Raw genomic sequence first — 22,177 nt, 5'->3', positions numbered from 1 at the left:
ATAGGTCAGGTGTGGAAGTGCAGTAATGCATTAAGCTAACTGATACTAATTGCCCGTACGGCTTGTCCCTATAACCTTAGCAGGTTATGGTGAATAAGAAGTACGTTGGAACGTTCGTTGATACAACAACTTCATTACCCATTTACTTACTTCTCCAGATTCGGAGCGTCGCTGAAAGCGTCGCTCGTACAAGTCAATGCCTGATGACCATAGCAAGTTGGTCCCACCCCTTCCCATCCCGAACAGGACCGTGAAACAACTTTGCGCCGATGATAGTGCTGCAACCAGTGTGAAAGTAGGTTATCGTCAGGCTAGTTATATAGAAGAACCCCACCAAGTGATCTTGGTGGGGTTTTTCGCATTCCACGGCCATTTGCTCAGCGCGGCATTGCCGCGCTTCTCTACTAAAAAGCCCCTTCCAATGATTTGGTCGGGGCTTTTTTTCGTCTGTCATTAGCGCGTAACGTACGATAGTTACACTTGCCTCTTTTTCAACTGAGGCTCGCTACGCATGAAAAACTTTTCCCTGATTTCGCTCGCGGTGTTCTCCGTGCTGGCCGGCTGCGGCGGTAGTAGCGACACGGCTGCGCCAGCCAAAACGCCGATCACCGGCGTCTTCCTCGATGGGGCCGTGGAGAACCTGGACTATGTCGCCGGCGCCGCCGCGAAAGCCAGTACCTCGGCCAAGGGAGAGTTCACCTGCTATGCCGGCGATACCGTCAGCTTCAGCATCGGCGGTGTTGCGCTGGGCAGCGCGCCCTGCGCCGCCACGATCACGCCGTTGCAACTGGCCGGCGTGACCGACGTCAAGGACGCCAAGGTCGTCAACCGCCTGCTGGCACTGCAATTGCTGGACGAAGACAGCGATCCATCGAACGGCATCAAGATTTCCGCCGATGTGAAAACCGCGCTGGCCGCCAAGAGCGCCGACTTCTCCCTCGACGCCGCAGCCTTCAACACCGCGATGAGCGCCAACCTGACCGCCGCCGGCGCAAAGTATGCCGCCCGCACCATTGATGACAGCCGCCGCGCGCTGGTGCGCGAGCACTTCGAAGATACACTGGCCTCCAAAGTCGGCACGCCAGTCGTCGAGTCGTTCTCCCAAACCACGCCGCTCGGCGCGGTCGCCGTCAATGTTACGCGCTACCAGATACAGGCAGCGGCCAGCTACTATGTGCCGTATGAAGGCAGCAACGCCAAGGTCAAGGAAGAATTCCCGCTGGGCTTCCTGCCATCCTATGGTTCGTCGCTGGCCTTCAAGGGCACCAACGCCAACGGCGACCTGGAATTCTACGGCCTGACCGACCGCGGTCCGAACGGCGACGGTCCAAACCTGCCGGCGCTGAGCGGCGGCGGTGTCACCGGCGCCAAGATATTCCCGTCGCCGAGTTTCACGCCGTCGTTTGGCGTGGTCACCGTTGGCAAATCCGGCGCGGTGCTGACGTCGTCCACGTCGATCAAAGTCTCTGCAACCGTCAACGCTTCCGGCTTGCCGGTCGCACCTGGCGCAGTGGGTAACTCGTCCGAGCTGCCCGTCATGGACGCGATGAAGTACGAGGCCAGCAGCAAGGCCACCTTCAACGCCGGTGGCCTGGATACCGAAGCGATCGTGGTCGACAAGAAGCGCAACGTGCTGTGGATCTCCGACGAATATGGCCCGTTCATCGTTAAGGTCGATCCTGCGACCGGCATCATCCTCAACAAATACGCGCCAGGCAGCGGTCTGCCAGACATCTTCCTGAAGCGCCGTGCCAATCGCGGCATGGAGGGCCTGACGCTGGACACCAGCACCGACAAGCTGCACGGCTTCCTGCAAAGCCCACTCACCGATGGCAACGCGACCTACTCGGTGACCGGTAAGAGCGAAGCGATCGAACGCTACGCGCGCTTCACGCGCTGGGTGGAATTTGATCCAAACACTGGAACCTCGGGCAAGATGTACGCGTATCCACTCGACGCCGCCGACTATCAGGACGGTCGCACGGGCAATGCCAAGCTGGGTGACCTGGTCGCGCTGGGGAACGGCAAATTCATCGTGATCGAACAGGGGGCGGCGCCGAACGGGAAAGTGTTCAACAAATTGATGCTGGTGGAGATAGGCGCGGCGACCGACATCGCCGCGGCGAGCTACAACGTCAAGACCTCCGATCTGGAAAAGAGCAGCATGGGCGGCGCGGTGGTCAACGGCGCCGACTGGAAATCAGTGACGACGCTGAAGAAGACGCTGCTGCTGGATTTGAACGCGGTCGGCTGGCAGGCGGAAAAGGCTGAAGGCCTGACCATCATCGACGGCAATACGCTGGCACTGTCGAACGATAACGACTTCGGTATGAAAACCAAGGTCTTTACCGCCGCTGGCGTGGTGGTGGACGATGCGGATGTCACCAAGTGCAACGTCGATGCGGCGGGCGTTATCATCACCAGCACGGCCGCCGGCTGCAATGCTGCGAACACGATTCGCGTCGCACGTGGCGAGGACAGGGAGCGTCCAAGCCGTCTGTGGCTGATCAAGTTCACCAAAGCGTTGACCGCGTTCTGATGCGGGGGGCGGGCCTGTCGGCCCGCCAGTGATTTAGCGCGGAGCGGTGTCCAGCGTCACGGCAGCGTCACAATATTATGGGACATTGAAGGTTTGCTCACACATTATCCGGGACTCACCATGTCGATCGCGCTGTCGAAACCTTCCTCCGCCATTCAATTTTTGCTGCTCGCCGCAGCCCTGCCGTTGAGTGTTTCGGCCGCCAATCCGGTTATCGTTTTTCCCGGCACGCTGAGTGATGCCAACACCGATGCGCAATTGTTGGGCAAGAACCAGACCGGCACCATTACCAGCAGCGGTTCGTTGATTGTCGGCGGCGGCGCGGTGGCGGTGACCATCACCGACAAAAACGCCACACTGGATAACCAGGGCCTTATCAGCCAGACCGGCAACGGCCGCGTGATACGCGATAACACCGGTGTCACCGGCCTGACCATCATCAACGGCAGCACTACCAACCGGGCCGCGAAGATGCTAGCGGCCGACGGCGACGTGATCCAGATGAACAAGGCGAATGCCAGCGTCACTCTGACCAACTACGGTTCGATGATCTCGTCAAACGCCAGCGCAGGCGGATCGCAGGCGGTGGATTTCTCCACGATCTCCAGCGGCGCGAACATCGTGAACAACTACGGACTGCTTCAGGCATCGGAGGCGGACTCGGTGCGTCCCGGCGCGGGCGGCGTGGTGAACAACTTCGGTTCCATTGTCTCGATCACCAAGACGGGCAGCGGCAGCGATGGCATCGACGCCCAGAACAACAGCGGTGTGGTCATCATCAACGGTGCAACTGGCTTGATCGACGGCGGCCGCCACGGCATCACCGGTGGCCAGAAGGATGGGGCGCAGACCTTCGCCATGAGCATCACGAATGAGTTGGGCGGCATTATCCGAGGCAGCAACGGCTCGGGCGTCAACCTGGATGGCTTTAACGGCAAGCAGATCGCCACCATCACCAACCGCGGCACCATTATCGGCATGGGTGTGACGGGCGACGGCGACGGCTTGGATATCGACGGCATCGCCAACGTCACCAACACCGGCATCATCCGCTCGGCCAACGCCTTCAGCGCGCTGGCCGATGGCCCGGCGTTCAGCGAAGGTTTGAGTGTGGGCGGCGGCGTGATCTTCAACTCCGGCACCATTGAAGGACTGGTCTCCGCAGGGAACAGCAACGCCGTTGGACGCGGTATCACATTGGCGGGCAATGATATCGCCGGCTCGCCAGGCAGTCGCGAAGGCCTGTACGGGAACGCCACCATCACCAACCAGTTCGGCGGCCTGATACGCGGGCAGAGCGACTCTGCCATCGTCACCGTGGGTGCTGCCAGCAGCCATGTCGTCACCATTTATAACAACGCTGGGGCCTCCATCCAGGGCGGCGGTTCTGTCAACGCAGCCATCAAGACCGGCGCCGACAATACTGTCATCGTCAATGCAGGCCTCATCAACGGCGCCAGCAGCGGCAAGGCGATTGAGATGGGCGGCGGTAAAAACAGCCTGACCATCACCGGTGGCAGCATCGTCGGCAGCATTAACGGCGGCACGGGCAACGGCAATACAATGGTGGTCAATCCGGGCGCGGGCAACAGCTTCGCTTACGCCGGTTCGATCTCCAACTTCAGCAACGTTGAAATCATGAGCGGCACCGTGGCACTGTCGGGTGTGAGCACTTATGAAGGCGCGACCCAACTGAGTGGCGGTACGCTGGTGTTGGACGGCGCGAATCGCCTGTCGGCCAACAGCGCCCTCACGCTCAACGGCGGTACGCTGCAGCTGACCAACGCCGGCGGCGCTAACGGTCAAACTTTCGCCAGCCTGTCGCTGACGGACAGTTCGTCGGTGCTGCTCGGCGGTTCGTCGCTGACCTTCAATGGCCTGGGCGCGGTCGTCAACGGCAAGACGCTGTCGTTCACCGAGGCCGCATCGGGCGCGTATGCCTTCCGCCTGCTGGGCGATGTGACCGCCGACGCAGGCTTCCTGCAACTGGTGGGCGCCACCAGCATCAACGGCTTGGCGGTGCGCTATCGCTTCGATGGCGCCTATACCGGCGTGACGGCCGTGCCAGAACCAGCCAGCTATGCCATGCTGTTTGCCGGCCTGGCGATGGTGGGCGCCATGGCCCGCCGCCGCAAGCAAATGCGCTAAGCGGGACTGCCTTTGCTGATGCTTTCGCCATCCTCCTGGCGCAATGACCAGAAGGTCAATGAAGACAGGATGGTGAGCACCGCCAGCGTCAGGAAAGCGTGATGCAGCGCACCGGTGAGCGCCAGCCGGTTCGATTGGGGCAGGTCGCCCAGGAACCAGCCGGTGACCAGTGAGCCAGTCGCCAGCCCAAAGCTCATCGACAGCTGCTGCATCGAGCTTGCCATGGTGCTGGCCATGCTGGAATCGACGCTATCCACGTCGGCATAGGCGATGCTGTTCATGGCGGAGAATTGCAGCGAATTGAAGAAACCCAGGCACAGACTGATCATCACGATCATGTACAGCGGGGTTCCCAGCTGGACGAATGAATACAGGCTGATGGTCAGTCCGATCAACACCGTGTTGACGGTCAGGACCTGGCGATAGCCGAAGCGGCTCAGCAGACGCACCGATATGAACTTCATGCCCATGGCCGCTGCGGCGGACGGCATCATCAGCAAACCCGATTGCCATGCCGGCAGTCCCAGTCCCAGTTGATACAACAGCGGTAGCAGGAAGGGCAGGCCACCGATGCCGATACGCGTGATGAAGCCGCCGACCACGGATACGCGGAAGGTGCGTATCTTGAACAACGCCAGTCGCAGCAAGGGAAACGCCGTATCCCTGGCGTGCCACACGTAAGCCGCCAGCAGGCTGCAAGCGATGAACAGCAGTACCGTCGCGGACGTGATATCGATCTGGTGTTCGCCGAAAATCTCCAGCAGCCATGACAGCAGCGCCACGCCGGTGCCAAACAGCACAAGGCCGACCAAGTCCAGCGGCCGCGCGCCGTCGCCGCGATAATCCGGCATGTAGCGGTGCGCGAGGAAGATCGCCACCACGCCGACCGGCACGTTGACGAAGAAGATGTCCCGCCACGTCAGCCAGTGCACGATCAAGCCGCCGATCGTGGGGCCGAGCAAGGGGCCGATCAGCGCCGGGATAATCACGAAATTCATCGCCGCCAGCAGCTCGGACTTGGGGAAGGTGCGAACGATGGTCAGGCGTCCGACCGGCATCATCATCGCCGCGCCCAGGCCTTGCAGCAGCCGCGCCGCCACCAGCATCGGCGAATTGACCGACAGGCCGCACAGCACCGACGCCACCGTGAAGATCGCCACGGCGCTCATGAAGACGCGCCGGGTGCCGAACCGGTCTGCCATCCAACCGCTGATCGGGATCGACACCGCCAGGCTGAGGATGTAGCTGGTGACGACCGCTTTCAAACTGAGGGGAGTCACTTGCAGGCTGGCCGCCATGCTGGGGATCGCCGTATTGACGATGGTGGAGTCCAGCTGCTCCATGAACAGGGCGGTAGCGACCACCCACGGAAGGTAGTTCTTGGCGGCGGATGTAGTCATGCCCACGATTGTCACACAAAAGCCACAGGGCGGTCATTAGGCCGTCATGAAGCGGGCGTAAGTTGGCGCTCATCGAAATGGCCGATGGAGTTGATATGGACGCTAAGTCGCTGTTCCCTGGTCGTCGTGGGTTTATCCGTCAAATGGGCGCCACCGCCTTGCTGGGCGTTGGCGCAGGCGCAGGCTTGAGCGGTTGCAGCAGCACGGCAGCCAGCATCGGCGATGGCGCTGCAACCGGCTTCGATCATGGTGTGGCCAGCGGTGATCCGCTCGGCGACCGGGTGATACTGTGGACCCGCGTGACGCCGCGCCGCAGCGACGAAAGCGGCGACATCGCCGTGCGCTGGCAGATGGCCACCGATCCGGCCATGCAGGCGGTGGTGGCCAATGGCAGCGTCAGCACGTCGGCGCAGAGGGACTTTACCGTCAAGGTGGATGCCGCCGGCCTGCTGCCGGGCCACGTCTACTACTATCAGTTCGCAGTCGATACGGTGAAATCGTCCATTGGACGCACCAAGACGCTGCCGCGTGGCGATGTGCGCCAGGTCCGGCTGGCGGTGTTCTCCTGTTCGAATTATCCGTCCGGTTACTTCAACGTCTACGCCGACGCAGCGCGCCAGGACGATATCGACGCCGCGCTGCACATCGGCGACTATATCTACGAATACGAAAGCACCGGTTACGCCTGCGGCAATGCCGAGGCGCTGGGCCGGGTGTCCGAACCGCGCGAGTTGCTGCTGCGGCTGGAGGATTATCGCCGCCGCTACGCACAGTACCGCACCGACCCCGACTTGCAGGCGGTGCACGCGGCGATGCCATTCATCGCCGTGTGGGACGATCACGAATTTGCCGACGACACCTGGCGCGACGGCTCGGCCGAGCACAAGGCTTCCGAGTTCGGCCCCTTCACCTTGCGCAAGGTGGCGGCCATGACCGCTTACCACGAGTGGATGCCGATCCGCGCCCCCGATCCAGCGACGCCGGAGAAGATCTATCGCTCCTTCGACTTCGGCGGCGTGGTGTCGCTGCACATGCTCGATACGCGACTGATCGGCCGCGACCAGCAGTTGATGATGTCGTCCTACTACGACGAGCATCAGCGTTTCGATGTCGAGAAGTACAAGCACGACGTATGTTCGCCGCGCCGGCAGATGATGGGTGCCGACCAGATGGCGTGGCTGGAACGTCAGGTCAAGGATTCCAATGCGCGCTGGCAGATGCTGGGCCAGCAGGTGCTGATGGCGCGCATGGAGTATCCGACCGCAGTCGCTATGGGTGAATGCAATTGCACGGATTATTCGGCGCTGAAGAAGCGTGCCGCCGCCGATCCCTCCTGCGTCAGCGGCCCGGAAAAGCGCTGGCTGTCCGCATCGACGCTGCCGTGCTACATGGATTCGTGGGACGGCTACCAGAACGACCGCGAGCTGGTGTTCGCCATGATGCAGCGCCATCGCAAGAACATGGTGGTACTGGCCGGCGACACGCACAACGCCTGGGCTAGCGATCTGCACGATGCGCAGGGAAGCCAGGTTGGCGTGGAGTTCGCGACGGCATCGGTGTCATCGCCGGGAATGGAGGGCGCATACCCGGATCGGGATCCCGAGGATGTGGCAAGCATGATGGTGGATTTGATCGAACCGCTGTACTACGCGCAGACCAGCAAGCGTGGCTATATGATCGTCACCGCCAGCCACGAGCAGGTTCGCTGCGACTGGCGTTTCGTCGACACGGTCTTCAAGCGCGAGTTCATAGTCGCGACAGAGCGCAGCCTGCGCACCTTGCCGGGACCGGGCAACCGCAAGATCGAGGAATGCAGCGGAGCTTAAGCTGCGCTTGCGGGATTGTCCCAGCGGTCTTCGAACATGATGTCGGACAGCGGCCGGCGCTGGTCCCATTTTTCGAGCTCCAGCATCGGCGCGGTGTAGAACTCGTGCACGTGGCCGACGCATAGCACGGCAATCGGCTGGCTGCCATCCGGCATGCCGCAGATATCGCGCATCTGCTGCGGATCGAACATCGACACCCAACCGGCGCCTATGCCTTCCGCGCGCGCGGCCAGCCAGAAGTTCTGAAGCGCGCAGGCCGCGGACGCCAGGTCCATCTCCGGCATGGTGCGGCGGCCAAATACATATTGATCGCGCTTGTCGATCAGGCCGACCACCAGCACTTCGGCGCACGCCAGTATGCCTTCCACCTTGAGCTGCATGAATTCTTCGGCGCGTTTGCCCAGCGCTTCGGCGGTCTTGATGCGTTCCTCGTTCACGTGTTTGTGGATCTGCGCGCGCAACGCCGGAGTGGAGATGCGGATGAAGCGCCATGGTTGCATCAGGCCGACGCTGGGACCATTATGGGCGGCTCCGATAAAGCGTTCCAGCTGCCCCGGTTCCAGCGGGCCTGGCTTGAAATGGCGGACGTCGCGCCGCTCACGGATGGCGCGGTAGACGCCTTCGATTTCGGCGGGTGAGAAGGCGTGTGGGCTGGTGGTGTTCATGCGGATGTCTCCTTGTCGTGCAATGCAAGCAAAGCGTCCATCAGCGGCTGGGTGGCGTCGGCGATGCGGTCCAGGCTCGCCTCCCGCAGTGCGCTGGTGTCCACCGTGTTCTGCGTGTGCAGGCCGGCCCAACGCAGCAGCGCGCTGTTGGCTTGCGGCGTATCGAACAGGCCATGCAAATAGGTGCCGAGGATCTGGCCGTCCGCCGAGATCGCGCCTTCGGGGCGGCCGTCGATGGTGAAGGCCGGCGTTTGGAGCGCGCTGCCGGTCGAGGTACCCATGTGGATTTCGTAGCCGCTGACTCTGGCACTTTCTTCGTCGAAGGCGCATACGCCCTGTACCTGCACCAGCCGTTTGTCGGCCGTCATTTCGGTGTTCATGTCGAGCAGTCCGAGCGCGGGCGACGTGCCGGCCGGGCCTTCCATGCCCAGCGGATCGGTCACGTTTCGGCCCAACATTTGGAAGCCGCCGCAGACGCCGATCACCTTGCCGCCGTAGCGCAGGTGGCGGCTGATCTGTTCCGGCCATCCCTGGGCGCGCAGCCATTCGAGATCGCCGCGCGTGTTCTTGCTGCCGGGGAGGATGACCAGATCGGCCGCCGGTATCGGCTCGCCCTGGCGCACGAAGTGCAGGTCCACGTCCGGATGTGCGCGCAGGGCGTCGAAATCGGTGTGGTTGCTCATGCGCGGCAGGCTCGGGACCACTACGCGGAAGGCGCCGCGCGAAGCCTGCACCGGCTGCACCGCATCCTCGGCGTCGAGGAACAGGCCGTGCAGATACGGCAGTACCGCCAGCACCGGCTTGCCGGTTTGCTGCTCCAGCCACTCCAGGCCCGGCTCCAGCAGCTTGATGTCGCCCCGGAAGCGATTGATGACAAAGCCGATGGTACGGGCGCGTTCGCTCTCCGATAAACAGGACAGCGTGCCGACGATGTGCGCGAACACGCCGCCACGGTCGATGTCCGCCACCAGTATCACCGGGCAATCGACTTTTTCGGCGAAACCCATGTTGGCGATGTCGCGGTCGCGCAGGTTGATCTCCGCCGGGCTGCCTGCGCCTTCGACGATCACGCTGTCGTACTGCGCCAGCAGGCGCGCGTGCGATTCCAGTACCGCTTGCATCGCCACGGTCTTGTATTGATGGTAGTCGCGCGCGTTCATCTCGGCGCGCACCTTGCCGTGGATGATGACTTGCGCGCCGATGTCGCTCGACGGTTTAAGCAGCACCGGGTTCATGTCGGTATGCGGCGCCACGCCGGCGGCGATGGCCTGCAGCGCCTGGGCGCGGCCGATCTCGCCGCCATCGGCGGTGACGGCGCTGTTGAGCGCCATGTTCTGCGGCTTGAACGGCGCCACGCGCACGCCTTGGCGCTTGAGCAGCCGGCACAGGGCAGCAACGACAGTGCTCTTGCCGGCGTCGGATGTGGTGCCCTGAACCATCAGGGTCGCATAGGGAAAGCTCATATCAATTCTTGCGGCGCTGTCGCACCAGTTCCAGTTTTTCGCACAGGGCGGTGGTGCCGGCGACCATGCGCGGGCCGGCGCGATTGAGCAGTTCGCCGTCGAGGGTGAACAGGTTGTCGCTGCGGACCGCCTTCATCGTCGTGTAGGGACGCCACAGGCCCACGCCGCCGTAGTTCTTCTCGCTGGTGCCGAAGATCGCTTCGGGATCGGCTTGCAGCACCGCTTCGTTGCTGACCACGGGCGCCGTCACCTTCAGGTCGGCGAAGATGTTCACGCCGCCACACAGGCGCATCGCGTCGCTGACGATGGAGGTGCCGTTGAGCGTGTAGAGCGGTTTGTCCCACACCTGGTAGAACATCCGCACCGGCGGGCGGTTGGCATACTGTTTGGCCAGCGCGGCGAAGTGCTGGCGGATCTCGGCGGCGACCGGCTGCGCGACGCTTTCGGTGCCCATCAACTGGCCGAGGCGCTGCACGTTGTCGGCGATGCCGTCCAGTTTTGTCGGCTCGCTGTGGAACATCGGTATGTTCAACTGGCGCAGCGTTTCGATCTGGCGCTCGGAGGCGCCGTGCAGCCAGATGACGATCAGGTCCGGCTTCATGGCGATGACGCGCTCCATGTCGACCTGGCGGTTGTCGCCGATGCGAGGCAGTTTTTTTGCCGCTTCCGGATAGTCGCTATAGGTGACCGCGCCGACGATCTTGTCGCCGCCGCCGGCCGCGTACAGCAGCTCCGTCACGTGCGGCGCCATGGCGATGACGCGCTGCGCCGGCTTTTGCAGCGTGACGATGTTGCCGTCGTCGTCGCGCACCGAGATGGCGGCGCTGGCGCTGCTGGCCATTGCCAATGTCGCCAGGCTGGCCAGTAGTTTGATCGTCAGTTTGTTCATGTGGATTCCTTGTTGTTCCATTCTTTTAGTGCCGTCTTCAGCCGCTGCCAGCCCGTTTCGTCGGGCGGCAGGCCGAGGCGGATGCCGCGTGCGGCATGTTTGAACAGCCGCACCCAGACGCCGCGTTCCGCCATGTGCTGCCAGAAGGCTTCCGCGCGGTCTTCGCTCCACCATTGGAACAGCGCCGTGCCGGTCGAGCGGATGTCGTGCGCCGCCAGCAGTTGCCGCAAGCGCTCGCCGCTCGCGAGAAGCTGCTGGAGTGTGTTTTTCTGCCAGGCGTGGTCGTTGAGCGCGGAGAGGGCGATGTGCTGTGCCGGGCCGCTCACCGCCCATGGCCCCAACAGGTCCGCCAGTTCCCGCAGCAGGTCTTCGTGCGCGGCCACAAAGCCCAGCCGGATACCTGCCAGTCCGAAGAACTTACCGACCGAGCGCAAAACAATCAGGCCCGGACGTCCGCTGTGCGCGGCCACGCTATTGTGCTGCGCAGTGTCGCCAAAGGCTTCGTCGACCACCAGCCAGCCGCCGCGCGCCGCCAGCTGGTCCGCCCATTGCAGCAATTGGGCGGCGGGTACGCTGGCGCCGGTCGGGTTGTTGGGATTGCAGATGACCATGACGTCGCTGTGCGCCACTGCCGCGTCCAACGCTTCATATGGCGTTTGCGTCAGCGTGTGTCCGTGGTCGTTCCAGTGGTGCGCATGCTCCGCATACGATGGTGCGGCGACGGTCACGCGCGATGGCTTGCGCAGCCGGGGCAGGGCCTGGATGGCGGCTTGCGTGCCAGCGACCGGCAGCATCAACGGCGCGCCATAGTATGCTGCCGCGGCCCGCGCCAGTTCGGGGTCTGCTTCCGGCAGGCGGTGCCACGCATTGCCCGGCAGCGCAGGCGCGGGATACCAGTGCGGGTTGATGCCGGTCGAGAGGTCGAGCCAGTCGTCGCGGCCGAAGCGCAGCGCGGCATCGCGCAGATTGCCGCCGTGTTCAAGCATGTGCCCACTCCATCCATGCTGCGGCGGCGCAGGCGATGGTCAGCCAAAGCGCCGTGGTGCGCGCGACCAGGCGCCATGCGCGGCTGATGTCGGCGCCGGTGGCGGGCTGACCTTCGCCCAGCGGTGGCCGCTGTTCCAGTTCGCCGTCGTAAATGGCGGCGCCGCCCAGCTGCACGCCGAGCGCGCCGGCGCCGCTGGACATTACGGGACCGGCATTCGGGCTGCTCCAGGCCGGGGCTTGCGTGCGCCAGCACTGCCAGGCGCGCAGTTTTCCCTGCAGGCCGGGCGCCAATAGCACGTAGGAGAGGGCGGTCAGGCGCGCGGGGATGTAGTTAAGGGCGTCGTCGATGCGGGCGGCGCTGCAGCCGAATTGCAGCAGCCGCGCAGTGCGGTAGCCCCACATCGCATCGAGCGTATTCGCCATGCGGAACAGCACCGCGCCAGGGCCGCCGGCGACGATGAACCAGAACAGCGTGCCGAAGACGGCATCGTTGCCGTTTTCAAGCAGGGATTCGGCGCTGGCCTTGGTCAGTTCGATTTCGCTGGCGCTGGTGGTGTCGCGGCTGACAATGCGGGCGGTCAGCAGGCGGGCGTTGGGTAGATCGCTTTGCGCCAGCGCGTCCGCGATGGGCAGGTTGTGGTCGCGCAGGCTGCGCAGGCCGAGGCAAAAATAAAGCATGACGGCATGTGCAATCCACGGCAGCGCGCCATTGGCGCCCAGCAGCCGGACCAGCAGCGCGGCAAGTGCGGTCAACGGCAGAACCGCCAGCATCCAGGCCAGCGCGCCGCGCCAGAAGCGCAGGCCGCCGCGGTTGAGGCGGCGCTCCAGCGCCATCGCCAGGTTGCCGAAGCCGACCAGCGGATGCCAGCGGCGCGCTTCGCCCAGCATCAGGTCGAGCAGCACGCCCGCCACCATCAGCAGGGCGACGACGCTGAAGCTCAAGCCTGTCAGCACGCCGTCCCTTTTAACACCAGCGGCAGGCCGGCGGCGACGAATACCGCGCGGTCGCATATGGCGGCCATGGCCTGGTTCAGTCGCCCCTGTTCGTCCACAAAACAGCGCGAGATCGCGCCGAACGGCATGATGCCCATACCGACTTCGTTCGATACCAGCACCACGTCGCTGGTGCACTTGGTCAGCGCGCTGGCCAGCATGTCCTGCTGCTCGTGGAATAGCGCGGGCAGCGCGATTTCGCCAACTTCCGGGTAGGTCTCGCCGCTGCTGAACAGCAGGTTGCTAAGCCATAGCGTGAGGCAGTCGACCAGGATCAAACGGTCCGGCGAGGACCAGCGCAGCAGCTGGTTGCCAAGTGCAAGCGGCTCTTCGACGGTGGTCCATTCGCTGGGCCGGCCGGCGCGATGATGTGCGATGCGCGCCGTCATTTCGACATCGCTGGCGGTGGCCGTAGCGATGTAGACGACTTCCTTGCCCGATTCAATGGCCAGGCGATCGGCATAGCCGCTCTTGCCTGAGCGTGCGCCCCCCAGAACCAGTGTACGTGTCATGCTGCGCTCCTAGAAAACAGGGCGGCAACCGCCGCCGGATTGGATGGGAAATAAGCGTGAAAATATGAAGCCGTCAGCGAACCGACGCGATACCAGGCTTCACCCTGCACGGCCGACGGATGCTTGATAGTGTACGCCGTTGGCGCCACTGCTGTCTCCAGCCTGGAGTAGTGGAAGGTATGGCCACGCAGGACGCCTTGCTCCGTCGGCAGTCCCTGTGATCCAAGGCCCGCCAGGCGCGCCTGCATCGCCACTGCACCACGCAGCAAGCCGGCCATTGGCCACACCGCGCCCGCCTGGTCGGCCAGGGTGTCGGCCAACGCCATCATGCCGCCGCATTCGGCGACAATGGGGGTGCCGGCCGCATGAGCCGCGCGCATCGACGCCTGCCATACGCCGGCCTGCGACAGTGCTTCGGCATGCAGTTCTGGATAGCCACCCGGCAGGTACACGGCGTCCGCTTCGGCCGGTATGGCTTCGTCGGCCAGCGGCGAGAAGAATTTCAGCGTCGCGCCCAGCTGGCGCAGCGTATCCAGGTTGGCCGGATAGATAAACATGAAGGCTGGATCGCGGGCGATGGCGATGGTGTGGCCGGCCAGCAGCGGTGCCTGCGGCGCCGTCGCTGGCGGAATTTCGATGCGCACCGGACGCAAACGCTCCCAGGCCGCTTCGTCGAACACCAGCTGGTCCGCCAGGTTGTCGAGCAGTTGGTCGATATCGAGGACTTCGCCCGGCAGCACCAGGCCGAGGTGGCGCTCGGGCAGCGACTTGGCCTGTCGCGGCAAGGTCGCAAACAGCGGAATATCGCGCAGCGACGCGGCTACCATCTTGGCATGGCCTTCGCTGGCGACGCGGTTGGCGATCACTCCCGCCATCTCCACCGGGCCATAGTCGCGCAGGCCGTGGACCAGTGCGCCGGCGGTTTGCGCCATGGCGCCGGCGTCGATCACCGCCATGACCGGCACGCCGAATTCGCGCGACAGGTCGGCCGACGACGGGGTGCCGTCATACAGGCCCATGACGCCTTCGATCAGGATCACATCCGCTTCGGAGGCGGCTTGCGCCAGCTGGCTGCGGCACAGCTCATGGCCGACCATCCACAGGTCCAGCGAGCGCACCGGCGCGCCGCTGGCGCGTTCCAGCAGCATCGGGTCGATGAAATCCGGGCCGCATTTGAACACGCGCACGCGCTTGCCCTGGCGCGCCAGTTTGCGTGCCAGCGCGGCGGTCACCGTGGTCTTGCCCTGTCCGGAGGCGACAGCAGCCACCAGCAGGGCCTTCACTTCGACGTGCGTCGTCATTACCACTCGGTTCCGAGTTGGGCGCCGATGCCGGCCTTGAAGGCGTGCTTGACGACTTCCATTTCGGTGACGGTATCGGCGATGGCGATCAGCTCCGGTGGCGCGCCGCGCCCGGTGATGACCACATGCTGCATCGCCGGGCGCGCCAGCAAATCGTTGATGACGGTTTCGACGTCCAGGTAGCGGTACTTCAGGGCGATATTGAGTTCGTCGAATACCACCAGGCCGATGTCGGGATCGGCCAGGAAGCGCTTCGCCTGTTCCCAGGCCAGCTGCGCTTTTTCGATGTCGCGTTCGCGGTTCTGGGTTTCCCAGGTATAGCCTTCGCCCATCGAGTGGAAGCTGACTTCCTCCGGGAAGCGGCGCAGGAACAACTCTTCGCCGGTCTGCATCGCGCCCTTGATGAACTGCACCACCCCGACCTTCATGCCGTGGCCCATGGCGCGTATCGCCATGCCGAAGCCGCTGGAGCTCTTGCCCTTGCCGTTGCCGGTATTGACGATGATGATGCCGATCTGCTTGTCGGCGGCGGCGATCTTGGCGTCGATGATGGCTTTTTTGCGTTCCATGCGCACGCGGTGACGTTCGTTCAACGCTGCGGTTTGTTCGTCGATGTCGCCGGTATTCTGTTGGGTCATGCAAAGTCCTCTTTGGGGATGAAGATGCTGCGTTTGCCGTGCTGGATGATGTCGATCGGGTGGCCCAGGTAGTCGCCCAGGATCTCGGCCCGCATCACCTCCGCCGTGGTGCCGGCCAGCCAGCGGCCGTCGCCCATCAGCAGCAGCGCGTGGGTGGAGACGCTGTGCGCCAGCGTCAGGTCGTGTCCTATCATGACAGCGGTCTTGCCCTGTTCGCGGCACAGGCGCGCCAGCAGGCCCATGACGCTGACCTGGTGCGCCAGGTCCAGCGCATTGGCGGGTTCGTCGAGCAGCAGCAGCGGCGTGTCCTGCGCCAGCATGGCGGAGATGGCCACGCGTTGGCGTTCGCCGCCGGACAAGGTGCGCACATCGCGCTCGGCCAGGTCGGCCACTTCCATCGCTTCCAGCGATTTCAGCGCGATGGCGTGGTCGTCGCTGCCTTCCCAATAGCGGTTGCCATGGTAGGGGTGGCGCGCCGACAGCACGGTTTCGATCACGCTGTAGGCGAAAGCGTCGCTGCGGCTCTGTGCCAGGAAAGCGCGCTGGCGCGCCAGCTCGGCCAGTGGCCAATCGGGCAGCTCGCGCTGCTGGATGGCGACGTAGCCGGCGTCCGGGTTGCGCAGGCCGGCCAGGGTTTTCAGCAGGGTGCTCTTGCCGGCGCCGTTGCGGCCTATGACGCTCCAGCATTCGCCTTCGCGTACCTGCCAGTTCAGATTCGTTATCAGCTGGCGCTGGCCGATTTTCAGGGAGAGGTTGTGGGTGCTGATCATCATTTGCGCAAACGGTGCAGTTGGTACAGGAAGACCGGCGCGCCGATCAGCGCAGTCAGCACGCCCACTGGCAGCTGCTGCGGCGCGATGATGGTGCGGGCCAGCGTGTCCGCCAGCAGCAGGAAGGTGCCGCCGGCCAGCGCCGCCGCCGGGATCAGCACGCGGTGATCGGCGCCGACTGCGAAGCGGCACGCATGCGGCACGATCAGGCCGACGAAGCCGACGCTGCCGGCGCTGGTGACGGCGCTGGCGGTCAGCAGTCCGGACGCGAAGAACAGGCCCTTGCGCAAAGCGCCGACGCGGATGCCCAGCGTGGCGGCGGCTTCGGCGTGCAGCGCCATCACGTTCATGGAGCGGGCGCTGCGCAGGGCGAATACCAGGCCGCCGGCCAGCACGATCCAGGGCAGCGCGCGCATCGGCGCACCGGCCAGGTCGCCGATCATCCAGAACACCATGCTGCGCAAGCGGCTTTCAGGGGCGATGGAGAGCATCAGCGTCACCATCGCCATGCAGGCGGACGACAGGATCACGCCGGTCAGCAGCAGCAAGGCGGTGCCGCCTTCGGCCGCCGCGCCGCCGCGCAGGTCGCGCCGGGCCAGCAGGTACAGCATCATCGAGACGGCGACCGCGCCGCCGAAGGCCGACGCGTCCACCATCCAGATGGCGCAGCCGAACAGCAGTGCGGCCAGGGCGCCGACGGACGCGCCGGCGGAAATGCCGAGTACATAGGGATCGGCCAGCGGGTTGCGCAACAACGCCTGCATCATTACGCCCGCCAGCGACAGGGCGGCGCCGGTGACGAAGGCGGTCAGCGCGCGGCTCAGGCGCAAGTCGAGCAGGGTGGAGGCCAATGTCTGGCTTTGGCCATGCAGCAGCTCACTGACTGCCGCGGGAATATCGGAGAGGGGTATGGAGACCGAACCGGTCATGCCCGAGAAAACCAGGCTGGCAAACGCGAACAGCACCAAGCCTGTCAGGGTGACGGCGGCGCGCTGTCGCAGATTGCGGGAGAAAGAATGCATGCACTGCTTTCAAAAAAGAGAGACTGCCGGGCGCGCGGCGGTTGCGCCCCACGCCCGGCAGGTTACACCATTAGCGCTTACTTGTAGCCGTAGCGGATACCGGCAAACAGCTTGGACATCGGCGTGGCGTAATTGCGGGCCAGGTCATACTGCTTGTCGCCGATGTTGTTCCAGCGAACCAGCGCCGACCAGTCGCGGTTGAAGTGGTAGGTCGCGTACAGATTGACCAGGCCATAGCCGCCCAGGCGGTTGCTGTTGGCGGCGTCTTCGTAGCGGTCGCCGGACAATTCCAGTTCCACACCGGCCTTCAGTGCACCGGCGCTGTAGTCGGCCATCAGATTACCGTGCTTTTTGGCGCGGCGCTGCAAGCGTTTGTTACTGGTTTCGTCCTTTGGATCTTGCAGGTCGATGGTGGCGGCCAGATTGACGCGGCCCAACTGCTGGCTTGCGCCCATGGTCAGGCCTTCAAGCAGCGCGTGGTTGACGTTGTAGGCACAGCCACTCTTCGCACCAGAGAACGGACATGGCGTGGTGTTCACCAGCAGGTCGGTCAAGCGGTTGCGGTAATAGCTGGCGTTCAGCGCTGTGGCGCCGCTGTCGTAGCGCAGGCCAATTTCGGCGTTCTTGCCCAGTTCCGGTTTGTTGGCTGGATTGCCGTAGGACGGGTAGTACAGTTCATTGTAGGTCGGTGCGCGGAAGCTGGTGCCGTAGCTGGCGGTGGCGCGCAGCGCTTGCGTAAAGTTGTAGCCGTAGCCTAGCGAGCCGGTATTCTTCGAGCCGTAGAGCGATTTATCGCGACGCACGCTGGCGTTGAACAGGTTGTCGCCGCGACGGGCGTTGTACGAGGCCGCGAGGGAGTTGGTGGTCCTTTGTGGCTTGTCCAATTTGAAGCCGTTGGTCACGACTTCTTCCTTGCGATGGTCGTACAGCAGTTGCAGTACGTCGGCGCCGATCTGCACATCATTCTGCCAGGTGAAGGTGGTTTGCTTGGTATTGATCTGCGAGTAGTTCGATGCCAGGGGGCCGCTGTAGTTGGCGCCGTCGTCCTTGGTCTGCGAATACTGGACCAGGCTTTGCCAGATCGGCAGGATCTGGTTTTTGCTGTAGATGGCGGCGTTTTCGAGCTTTGCCGCCGAGCGCGTATCGTAGGACGAGGAACCGCTGTCATACTGGGACTTCAGTTTGCTCCGCAGGAGCAGCGTACCGATTTCATGGCCTTCGGCCAGGCGCAGGCTGAATTGACCTGCTGCGTTTTCGCGGTCGTAGCCATCTTTGTCGGCGTTGTAGGAGAAGTTGCCAGGACGGGTGGACGAGAAGCCATCCGATTTTTCCTTGCCGGCGCTGATCGCATAGCTGATGCTGTGTTCACCGCCGGTGGCACCGGAGAGCGATACATCGCCTTCGCGGGTGTTGTCGGTGCCGTAGCCGGCGAAGGCGGTGAACGCCGGCGCGCCCTTGCCCTTCTTGGTGAAGATCTGGATCACGCCGCCGATGGCGTCGGCGCCGTACAGGGAGCTCAGTGGGCCGTAGACGATTTCGATATGATCGATGGCGGTGAGCGGAATGGCGCTCCAGTTGGCGGCGCCGGTGGTCGACGAGCCGATACGCACGCCGTCGACCAGCACGAGGTTCTGGTTGCTGTTGGCGCCGCGGATAAACACGGTGGCGTTGGTGCCGGAGCCGCCGGTGCGGGCGATCTCGATGCCGCGCTGGCGCTGCAGCAGGTCGACGATGGAGCCGGCGCCGGATTCGGCGATCTGTTCGGCGCTGATGGTGATGCTGTCGCTGATCACGTCGGCCAGGGCCTGCGGGCTGCGGGTGGCGGTGACCAGCACGGTGCCGGCGGTTGGTTCTGCGTGTGCATAGGAGGCGGCCATTGCCAGCGCCAGCGACGTCAGGGCCGCAGGGCAGGAGATACGAAGGATCATGATGTAGTTTTTCTGTTAATAGCAACCGGCCGACGTCCCCGTGGGCCAGATTGAACAGAAGCGGAGAATTGAGAGATGCGTGCTGCGTAGCCGTTGTTGTCGGCTCCATCCGTTCGCGCACATCCCGTTCGCTCGCTTCCACCTGATTTGGCCGGTATCCGGGCTGGCAAGTTAGACCACCTCACCTTCCCATGCGGAGCACAGTGGTTTGTCAGAGGAGGTTTGTCGCGCATCAGCTGCGACACTTGCTTACCGTTGCGGGGGCAGCACACGTGCACTCATACAGAGCTTCATGTTTCCCGTTTAACTGCGCATCTGGACAGACGCGCGGGCACCAAAACCCGGTCATTATACGGGTTTGTGCGGCGGCGGTCATGGGGCGGCGGTTTAGTTTTGCAGCACCAGCGTGGCGCCGTAGGCGATTTGATGCGGATGGCGAGCGGCTTGCAGCGCCATTTCGGCAGGGGGCAGGCCGGCATGGCAGGCCGACAGCAGACGCATTGCGCCGGCGTGACAGATGACGACGGCGTCGCGCTGCTGGCGCTGGAGGTCGGCGTAAAAGGCGGCGATGCGGCTGGCCATTTGCAGCACGCTTTCTCCGCCGCCCGGGTGGTAGTTGACCAGGTCCGCGGCCCAAGCATCGATGTCGGCGCGCGCGATATCGTCCCAGGGACGCAGTTCCCAGTCACCGAAATCGATCTCCGCGATGCGGGCGTCCAGCAGCGGTGCGGGGGAGCGCAGCGGCGCCGCCAGTTGCGCCGCCAATGTGGCGCAGCGTTGTAGCGGGCTGCTATAGAGAGGCAGGCCTTGGGGCAGTGTGGTCGACAAGGCGGCCAGCGTTTGCGCCAGCTGCACGGGCGCCACGGCGAGATCGCTGCGGCCATAGCAGATGCCGGGTGCGATCAGCGGTTGCGGATGGCGGACCAATATCAGCTGCACAGTGTTACCAGGGCAGGGCGCCGTGGCGCATGCTGGCCAATACGCACAAGTAGAACGCCACCTCGCTAAGCTGCTGCACCGCACCGAGGCAGTCGCCGGTATAGCCGGCAATGCGACGGACGAATTTGTGGGCCAGCCAGGCGGTGGCGATGGCGGCGGCGAGGATGCCCGCAGCCAGCGCGGGCCACGTCAGCCACCCGCAGGAGATCATCGCCAGCGCGGGAATGGCTGCGGTGGCGACGGCAAGTGCGAATTCGGCGGTGCTCATCTTTTGCGCCAGTGGCTTGGCCTTGCCTTCGGCGCGCGCGTAGTCGAGACGCCAGATCAGCGAGGTGGCCATTAATCTCGACAGCGGATGGGCGACGAAGAGCGCCGCAATCGCTTGCAACGGCGGGAGCATCGATAGCGCCGCGCACTTGGTGGCCAGCAGGCAGATGATGCCAATGGCGCCGTAAGCGCCGATGCGTGAGTCCTTCATGATGTCCAGTACGCGTTCGGGCGTCATGCCGCCGCCGAAGCCGTCGCACATGTCGGCAAAGCCGTCTTCATGGAAGGCGCCGGTGGCGTAGATGCCGGCGGACGTCGACAGCAGCACTGCGACCGGAGCGGGGAGGAACACTGCGGCCAGCGCGTAGACGCCGGCCGTGATGGCCGCGACCACCACGCCGACCATTGGAAAATAACGTGACGCCTGGTTCAGCCACGCAGGATCGAAACCCACCCAGGCGGGAATCGGCAGGCGGGTGAAGAACTGGAGCGCGGTGAAGAACAAACGTAGTTGATGCACGGCGCTTACTCGGACTTTTCGCTGACATGGGCCGACTCGAACGTGGCCATCTGGTTCAGGAAGTTGACCGACGCGTGCAGCAGCGGCAGCGCCAGCGCGCAGCCGGTGCCTTCGCCCAAACGCAGGCCCAGGTTCAACAGCGGCTTTGCGCCCAGCGCGGCCAGCATTTGCTGGTGGCCGCTTTCATCGGAGCAGTGAGCGAAGACGCAGTAGTCCAGGATGTCCGGCTGCATGCGAGCGGCGACCAGCAGCGCGCTGGTGACGATGAAGCCGTCGATCAGTAATATCTTGCGCAACTCGGCCGCCTTCAACATGGCGCCGGTCATCATGGCGATTTCCAGGCCGCCGAAAGTGGCCAGCACGTCCAGCGGTTCGACTGCGACGGCGTGTTTGGCGACTGCCGCTTCGACCACGTGTTGCTTGCGCAGGACGCCTTCCGCGGACAGGCCGGTGCCAGCGCCCACGCATTGCTCGACAGGGATGCCGGTCAGCTTGTGCATCAACGCGGCGGCGGCGGTAGTGTTCCCGATGCCCATCTCGCCGAAGCCGACCACGTTGCCGTCCAGTTCTGCGACCAGGGCCATGCCAGCGGCCAGGGCGGCTTCGCAAGTAGCGCGGCTCATCGCCGGTTCCTGCGCGAAGTTCCGGGTGCCGGGCGCCAGCTTGCGGTCGATCAGGCCGTCGCGCGGCCCGAAGTGGTGATTGACGCCGGCATCGATGACGCACAGTTCGCAGTTGGTCTGCGTGGCGAAGACATTGATGGCGGCGCCGCGCGCGAGGAAGTTCTCGACCATCTGCCAGGTCACGTCCTGCGGGTAGGCGGAGATGCCTTCCGCGACCACGCCGTGATCGGCCGCAAACACCAGGATGGCTGGCTGCGTGATGGCGAGTGCACGCGTGTTCTGTATCAGGCCGATTTGTTTGGCCAGTGATTCCAGTACGCCCAGACTACCCAGCGGCTTGGTCTTATTGTTGATGGCATTGTCCAGCAGCGCGGCCAGCGTCTCGTTCTTGGTAGTAGGGATAGTTGGAATGAACATGTGGGCGACTTATAAATCGGTGAAGTCGGTATTTTACCCTTGCAAGCGGCGGCAGCTCTTGCTATAGTTCGCCTCCCCGCAAAACGCAGCATGTAAATGCAGCGAAGAGCGGAGAAAAAGAAGGTTGACGAAATGCTGAAAACGCCTCATAATCTTCCTTCTTCGCAACTGACAAACACAACGCTTTGTCGCCGGTTGCAAGTAGTACCGAATTGAAGTTCTTTAAAAATTTACAGTCGATAAGTGTGGACGTTTGATGAAAGTGCACAGCAGGCTAGTCCTGCTGATACTTAAAATATCAAATGTTCACAAGAAGTAATGAAATAGGCG

General features: G+C 63.6%; 18 protein-coding genes, 1 rRNA gene and 1 riboswitch. Of the genes, 4 read left to right on the top strand and 15 right to left on the bottom strand.

The annotated features are described in order from the left end of the window. Positions 1-199: 199 nt before the first annotated feature. The 3 genes from rrf to KVP70_RS32330 all read left to right on the top strand — a co-directional run bounded on the left by rrf (position 200) and on the right by KVP70_RS32330 (position 4,687). A 5S ribosomal RNA gene (gene rrf / locus KVP70_RS32340) occupies positions 200-312 on the top strand. A gap of 199 nt (positions 313-511) precedes the next feature. Further along, positions 512-2,539, top strand: a complete 2,028-nt coding sequence (locus tag KVP70_RS32335) for an esterase-like activity of phytase family protein (protein ID WP_217946513.1) — start codon at positions 512-514, stop codon at positions 2,537-2,539. Between the two features lie 120 nt (positions 2,540-2,659). Continuing rightward, a complete protein-coding gene (locus tag KVP70_RS32330) occupies positions 2,660-4,687 on the top strand; it encodes a beta strand repeat-containing protein (RefSeq protein WP_217946512.1) in 2,028 nt (675 codons plus the stop codon). Here KVP70_RS32330 and KVP70_RS32325 read toward each other — a convergent pair. Continuing rightward, positions 4,684-6,087, bottom strand: a complete 1,404-nt coding sequence (locus KVP70_RS32325) for a DHA2 family efflux MFS transporter permease subunit (protein ID WP_217946511.1) — start codon at positions 6,085-6,087, stop codon at positions 4,684-4,686. The two genes, KVP70_RS32330 and KVP70_RS32325, sit on opposite strands and share 4 nt — an antisense overlap. 95 nt (positions 6,088-6,182) lie before the next feature. Here KVP70_RS32325 and KVP70_RS32320 point away from each other — a divergent pair, with 95 nt between their 5' ends. Continuing rightward, entirely contained in the window at positions 6,183-7,913 is a 1,731-nt protein-coding gene (locus KVP70_RS32320; protein ID WP_217946510.1) for an alkaline phosphatase D family protein, read from the top strand. Here the strand turns inward: KVP70_RS32320 and bluB are convergent. The 14 genes from bluB to cobT form a co-directional block, all read right to left on the bottom strand. Continuing rightward, complete coding sequence (gene bluB / locus KVP70_RS32315) at positions 7,910-8,578, bottom strand: 5,6-dimethylbenzimidazole synthase (protein WP_217946509.1); 669 nt, start codon at positions 8,576-8,578, stop codon at positions 7,910-7,912. The genes KVP70_RS32320 and bluB overlap by 4 nt on opposite strands. Beyond that, the gene (locus KVP70_RS32310) at positions 8,575-10,041 is read right to left on the bottom strand and encodes a cobyric acid synthase (RefSeq protein ID WP_217946508.1); all 1,467 of its coding nucleotides are present in this window, start codon (positions 10,039-10,041) and stop codon (positions 8,575-8,577) included. Before KVP70_RS32310 ends, bluB begins: the two co-directional genes overlap by 4 nt. 1 nt (position 10,042) lies before the next feature. Beyond that, the gene (locus tag KVP70_RS32305; RefSeq protein WP_217946507.1) at positions 10,043-10,930 is read right to left on the bottom strand and encodes a cobalamin-binding protein; all 888 of its coding nucleotides are present in this window, start codon (positions 10,928-10,930) and stop codon (positions 10,043-10,045) included. Next, entirely contained in the window at positions 10,927-11,916 is a 990-nt protein-coding gene (cobD, locus tag KVP70_RS32300) for a threonine-phosphate decarboxylase CobD (RefSeq protein ID WP_217946506.1), read from the bottom strand. The genes KVP70_RS32305 and cobD overlap by 4 nt, the downstream gene beginning before the upstream one ends. After that, positions 11,909-12,871, bottom strand: coding sequence for an adenosylcobinamide-phosphate synthase CbiB (gene cbiB, locus KVP70_RS32295; protein ID WP_217946505.1), 963 nt, complete (start codon positions 12,869-12,871; stop codon positions 11,909-11,911). The genes cobD and cbiB overlap by 8 nt, the downstream gene beginning before the upstream one ends. Continuing rightward, on the bottom strand, positions 12,865-13,422 hold the full coding sequence (gene cobU, locus KVP70_RS32290; RefSeq protein WP_217946504.1) for a bifunctional adenosylcobinamide kinase/adenosylcobinamide-phosphate guanylyltransferase: 558 nt from the start codon (positions 13,420-13,422) through the stop codon (positions 12,865-12,867). Before cobU ends, cbiB begins: the two co-directional genes overlap by 7 nt. Then, positions 13,419-14,723: a cobyrinic acid a,c-diamide synthase CobB gene (locus KVP70_RS32285; protein WP_217946503.1), complete on the bottom strand. Its 1,305-nt coding sequence runs from the start codon at positions 14,721-14,723 to the stop codon at positions 13,419-13,421. Before KVP70_RS32285 ends, cobU begins: the two co-directional genes overlap by 4 nt. Beyond that, positions 14,723-15,361, bottom strand: a complete 639-nt coding sequence (gene cobO / locus KVP70_RS32280; RefSeq protein WP_217946502.1) for a cob(I)yrinic acid a,c-diamide adenosyltransferase — start codon at positions 15,359-15,361, stop codon at positions 14,723-14,725. The genes KVP70_RS32285 and cobO overlap by 1 nt, the downstream gene beginning before the upstream one ends. Then, positions 15,358-16,131: an ABC transporter ATP-binding protein gene (locus tag KVP70_RS32275; protein WP_217946514.1), complete on the bottom strand. Its 774-nt coding sequence runs from the start codon at positions 16,129-16,131 to the stop codon at positions 15,358-15,360. The genes cobO and KVP70_RS32275 overlap by 4 nt, the downstream gene beginning before the upstream one ends. Then, complete coding sequence (locus KVP70_RS32270) at positions 16,131-17,153, bottom strand: FecCD family ABC transporter permease (protein WP_217946501.1); 1,023 nt, start codon at positions 17,151-17,153, stop codon at positions 16,131-16,133. The genes KVP70_RS32275 and KVP70_RS32270 overlap by 1 nt, the downstream gene beginning before the upstream one ends. A gap of 77 nt (positions 17,154-17,230) precedes the next feature. Further along, positions 17,231-19,081 carry a TonB-dependent receptor domain-containing protein gene (locus tag KVP70_RS32265; protein ID WP_217946500.1) on the bottom strand — a complete coding sequence of 617 codons (1,851 nt, stop codon included), beginning with the start codon at positions 19,079-19,081 and terminating at the stop codon, positions 17,231-17,233. Positions 19,082-19,213: 132 nt separating this feature from the next. After that, a riboswitch (cobalamin riboswitch) is annotated at positions 19,214-19,435 on the bottom strand. 33 nt (positions 19,436-19,468) lie between these two features. After that, positions 19,469-20,020, bottom strand: coding sequence for a histidine phosphatase family protein (locus KVP70_RS32260; protein WP_217946499.1), 552 nt, complete (start codon positions 20,018-20,020; stop codon positions 19,469-19,471). Between the two features lie 4 nt (positions 20,021-20,024). Further along, a complete protein-coding gene (locus tag KVP70_RS32255) occupies positions 20,025-20,807 on the bottom strand; it encodes an adenosylcobinamide-GDP ribazoletransferase (RefSeq protein WP_217946498.1) in 783 nt (260 codons plus the stop codon). A gap of 5 nt (positions 20,808-20,812) precedes the next feature. Next, the gene (gene cobT, locus KVP70_RS32250; protein ID WP_217946497.1) at positions 20,813-21,847 is read right to left on the bottom strand and encodes a nicotinate-nucleotide--dimethylbenzimidazole phosphoribosyltransferase; all 1,035 of its coding nucleotides are present in this window, start codon (positions 21,845-21,847) and stop codon (positions 20,813-20,815) included. Positions 21,848-22,177 lie beyond the last annotated feature (330 nt).

The organism is Duganella violaceipulchra (genome assembly GCF_019166075.1).
Taxonomy (GTDB): Bacteria; Pseudomonadota; Gammaproteobacteria; order Burkholderiales; family Burkholderiaceae_D; genus Rugamonas; species Rugamonas violaceipulchra.
This window is presented reverse-complemented; position numbering and strand designations above follow the sequence as displayed.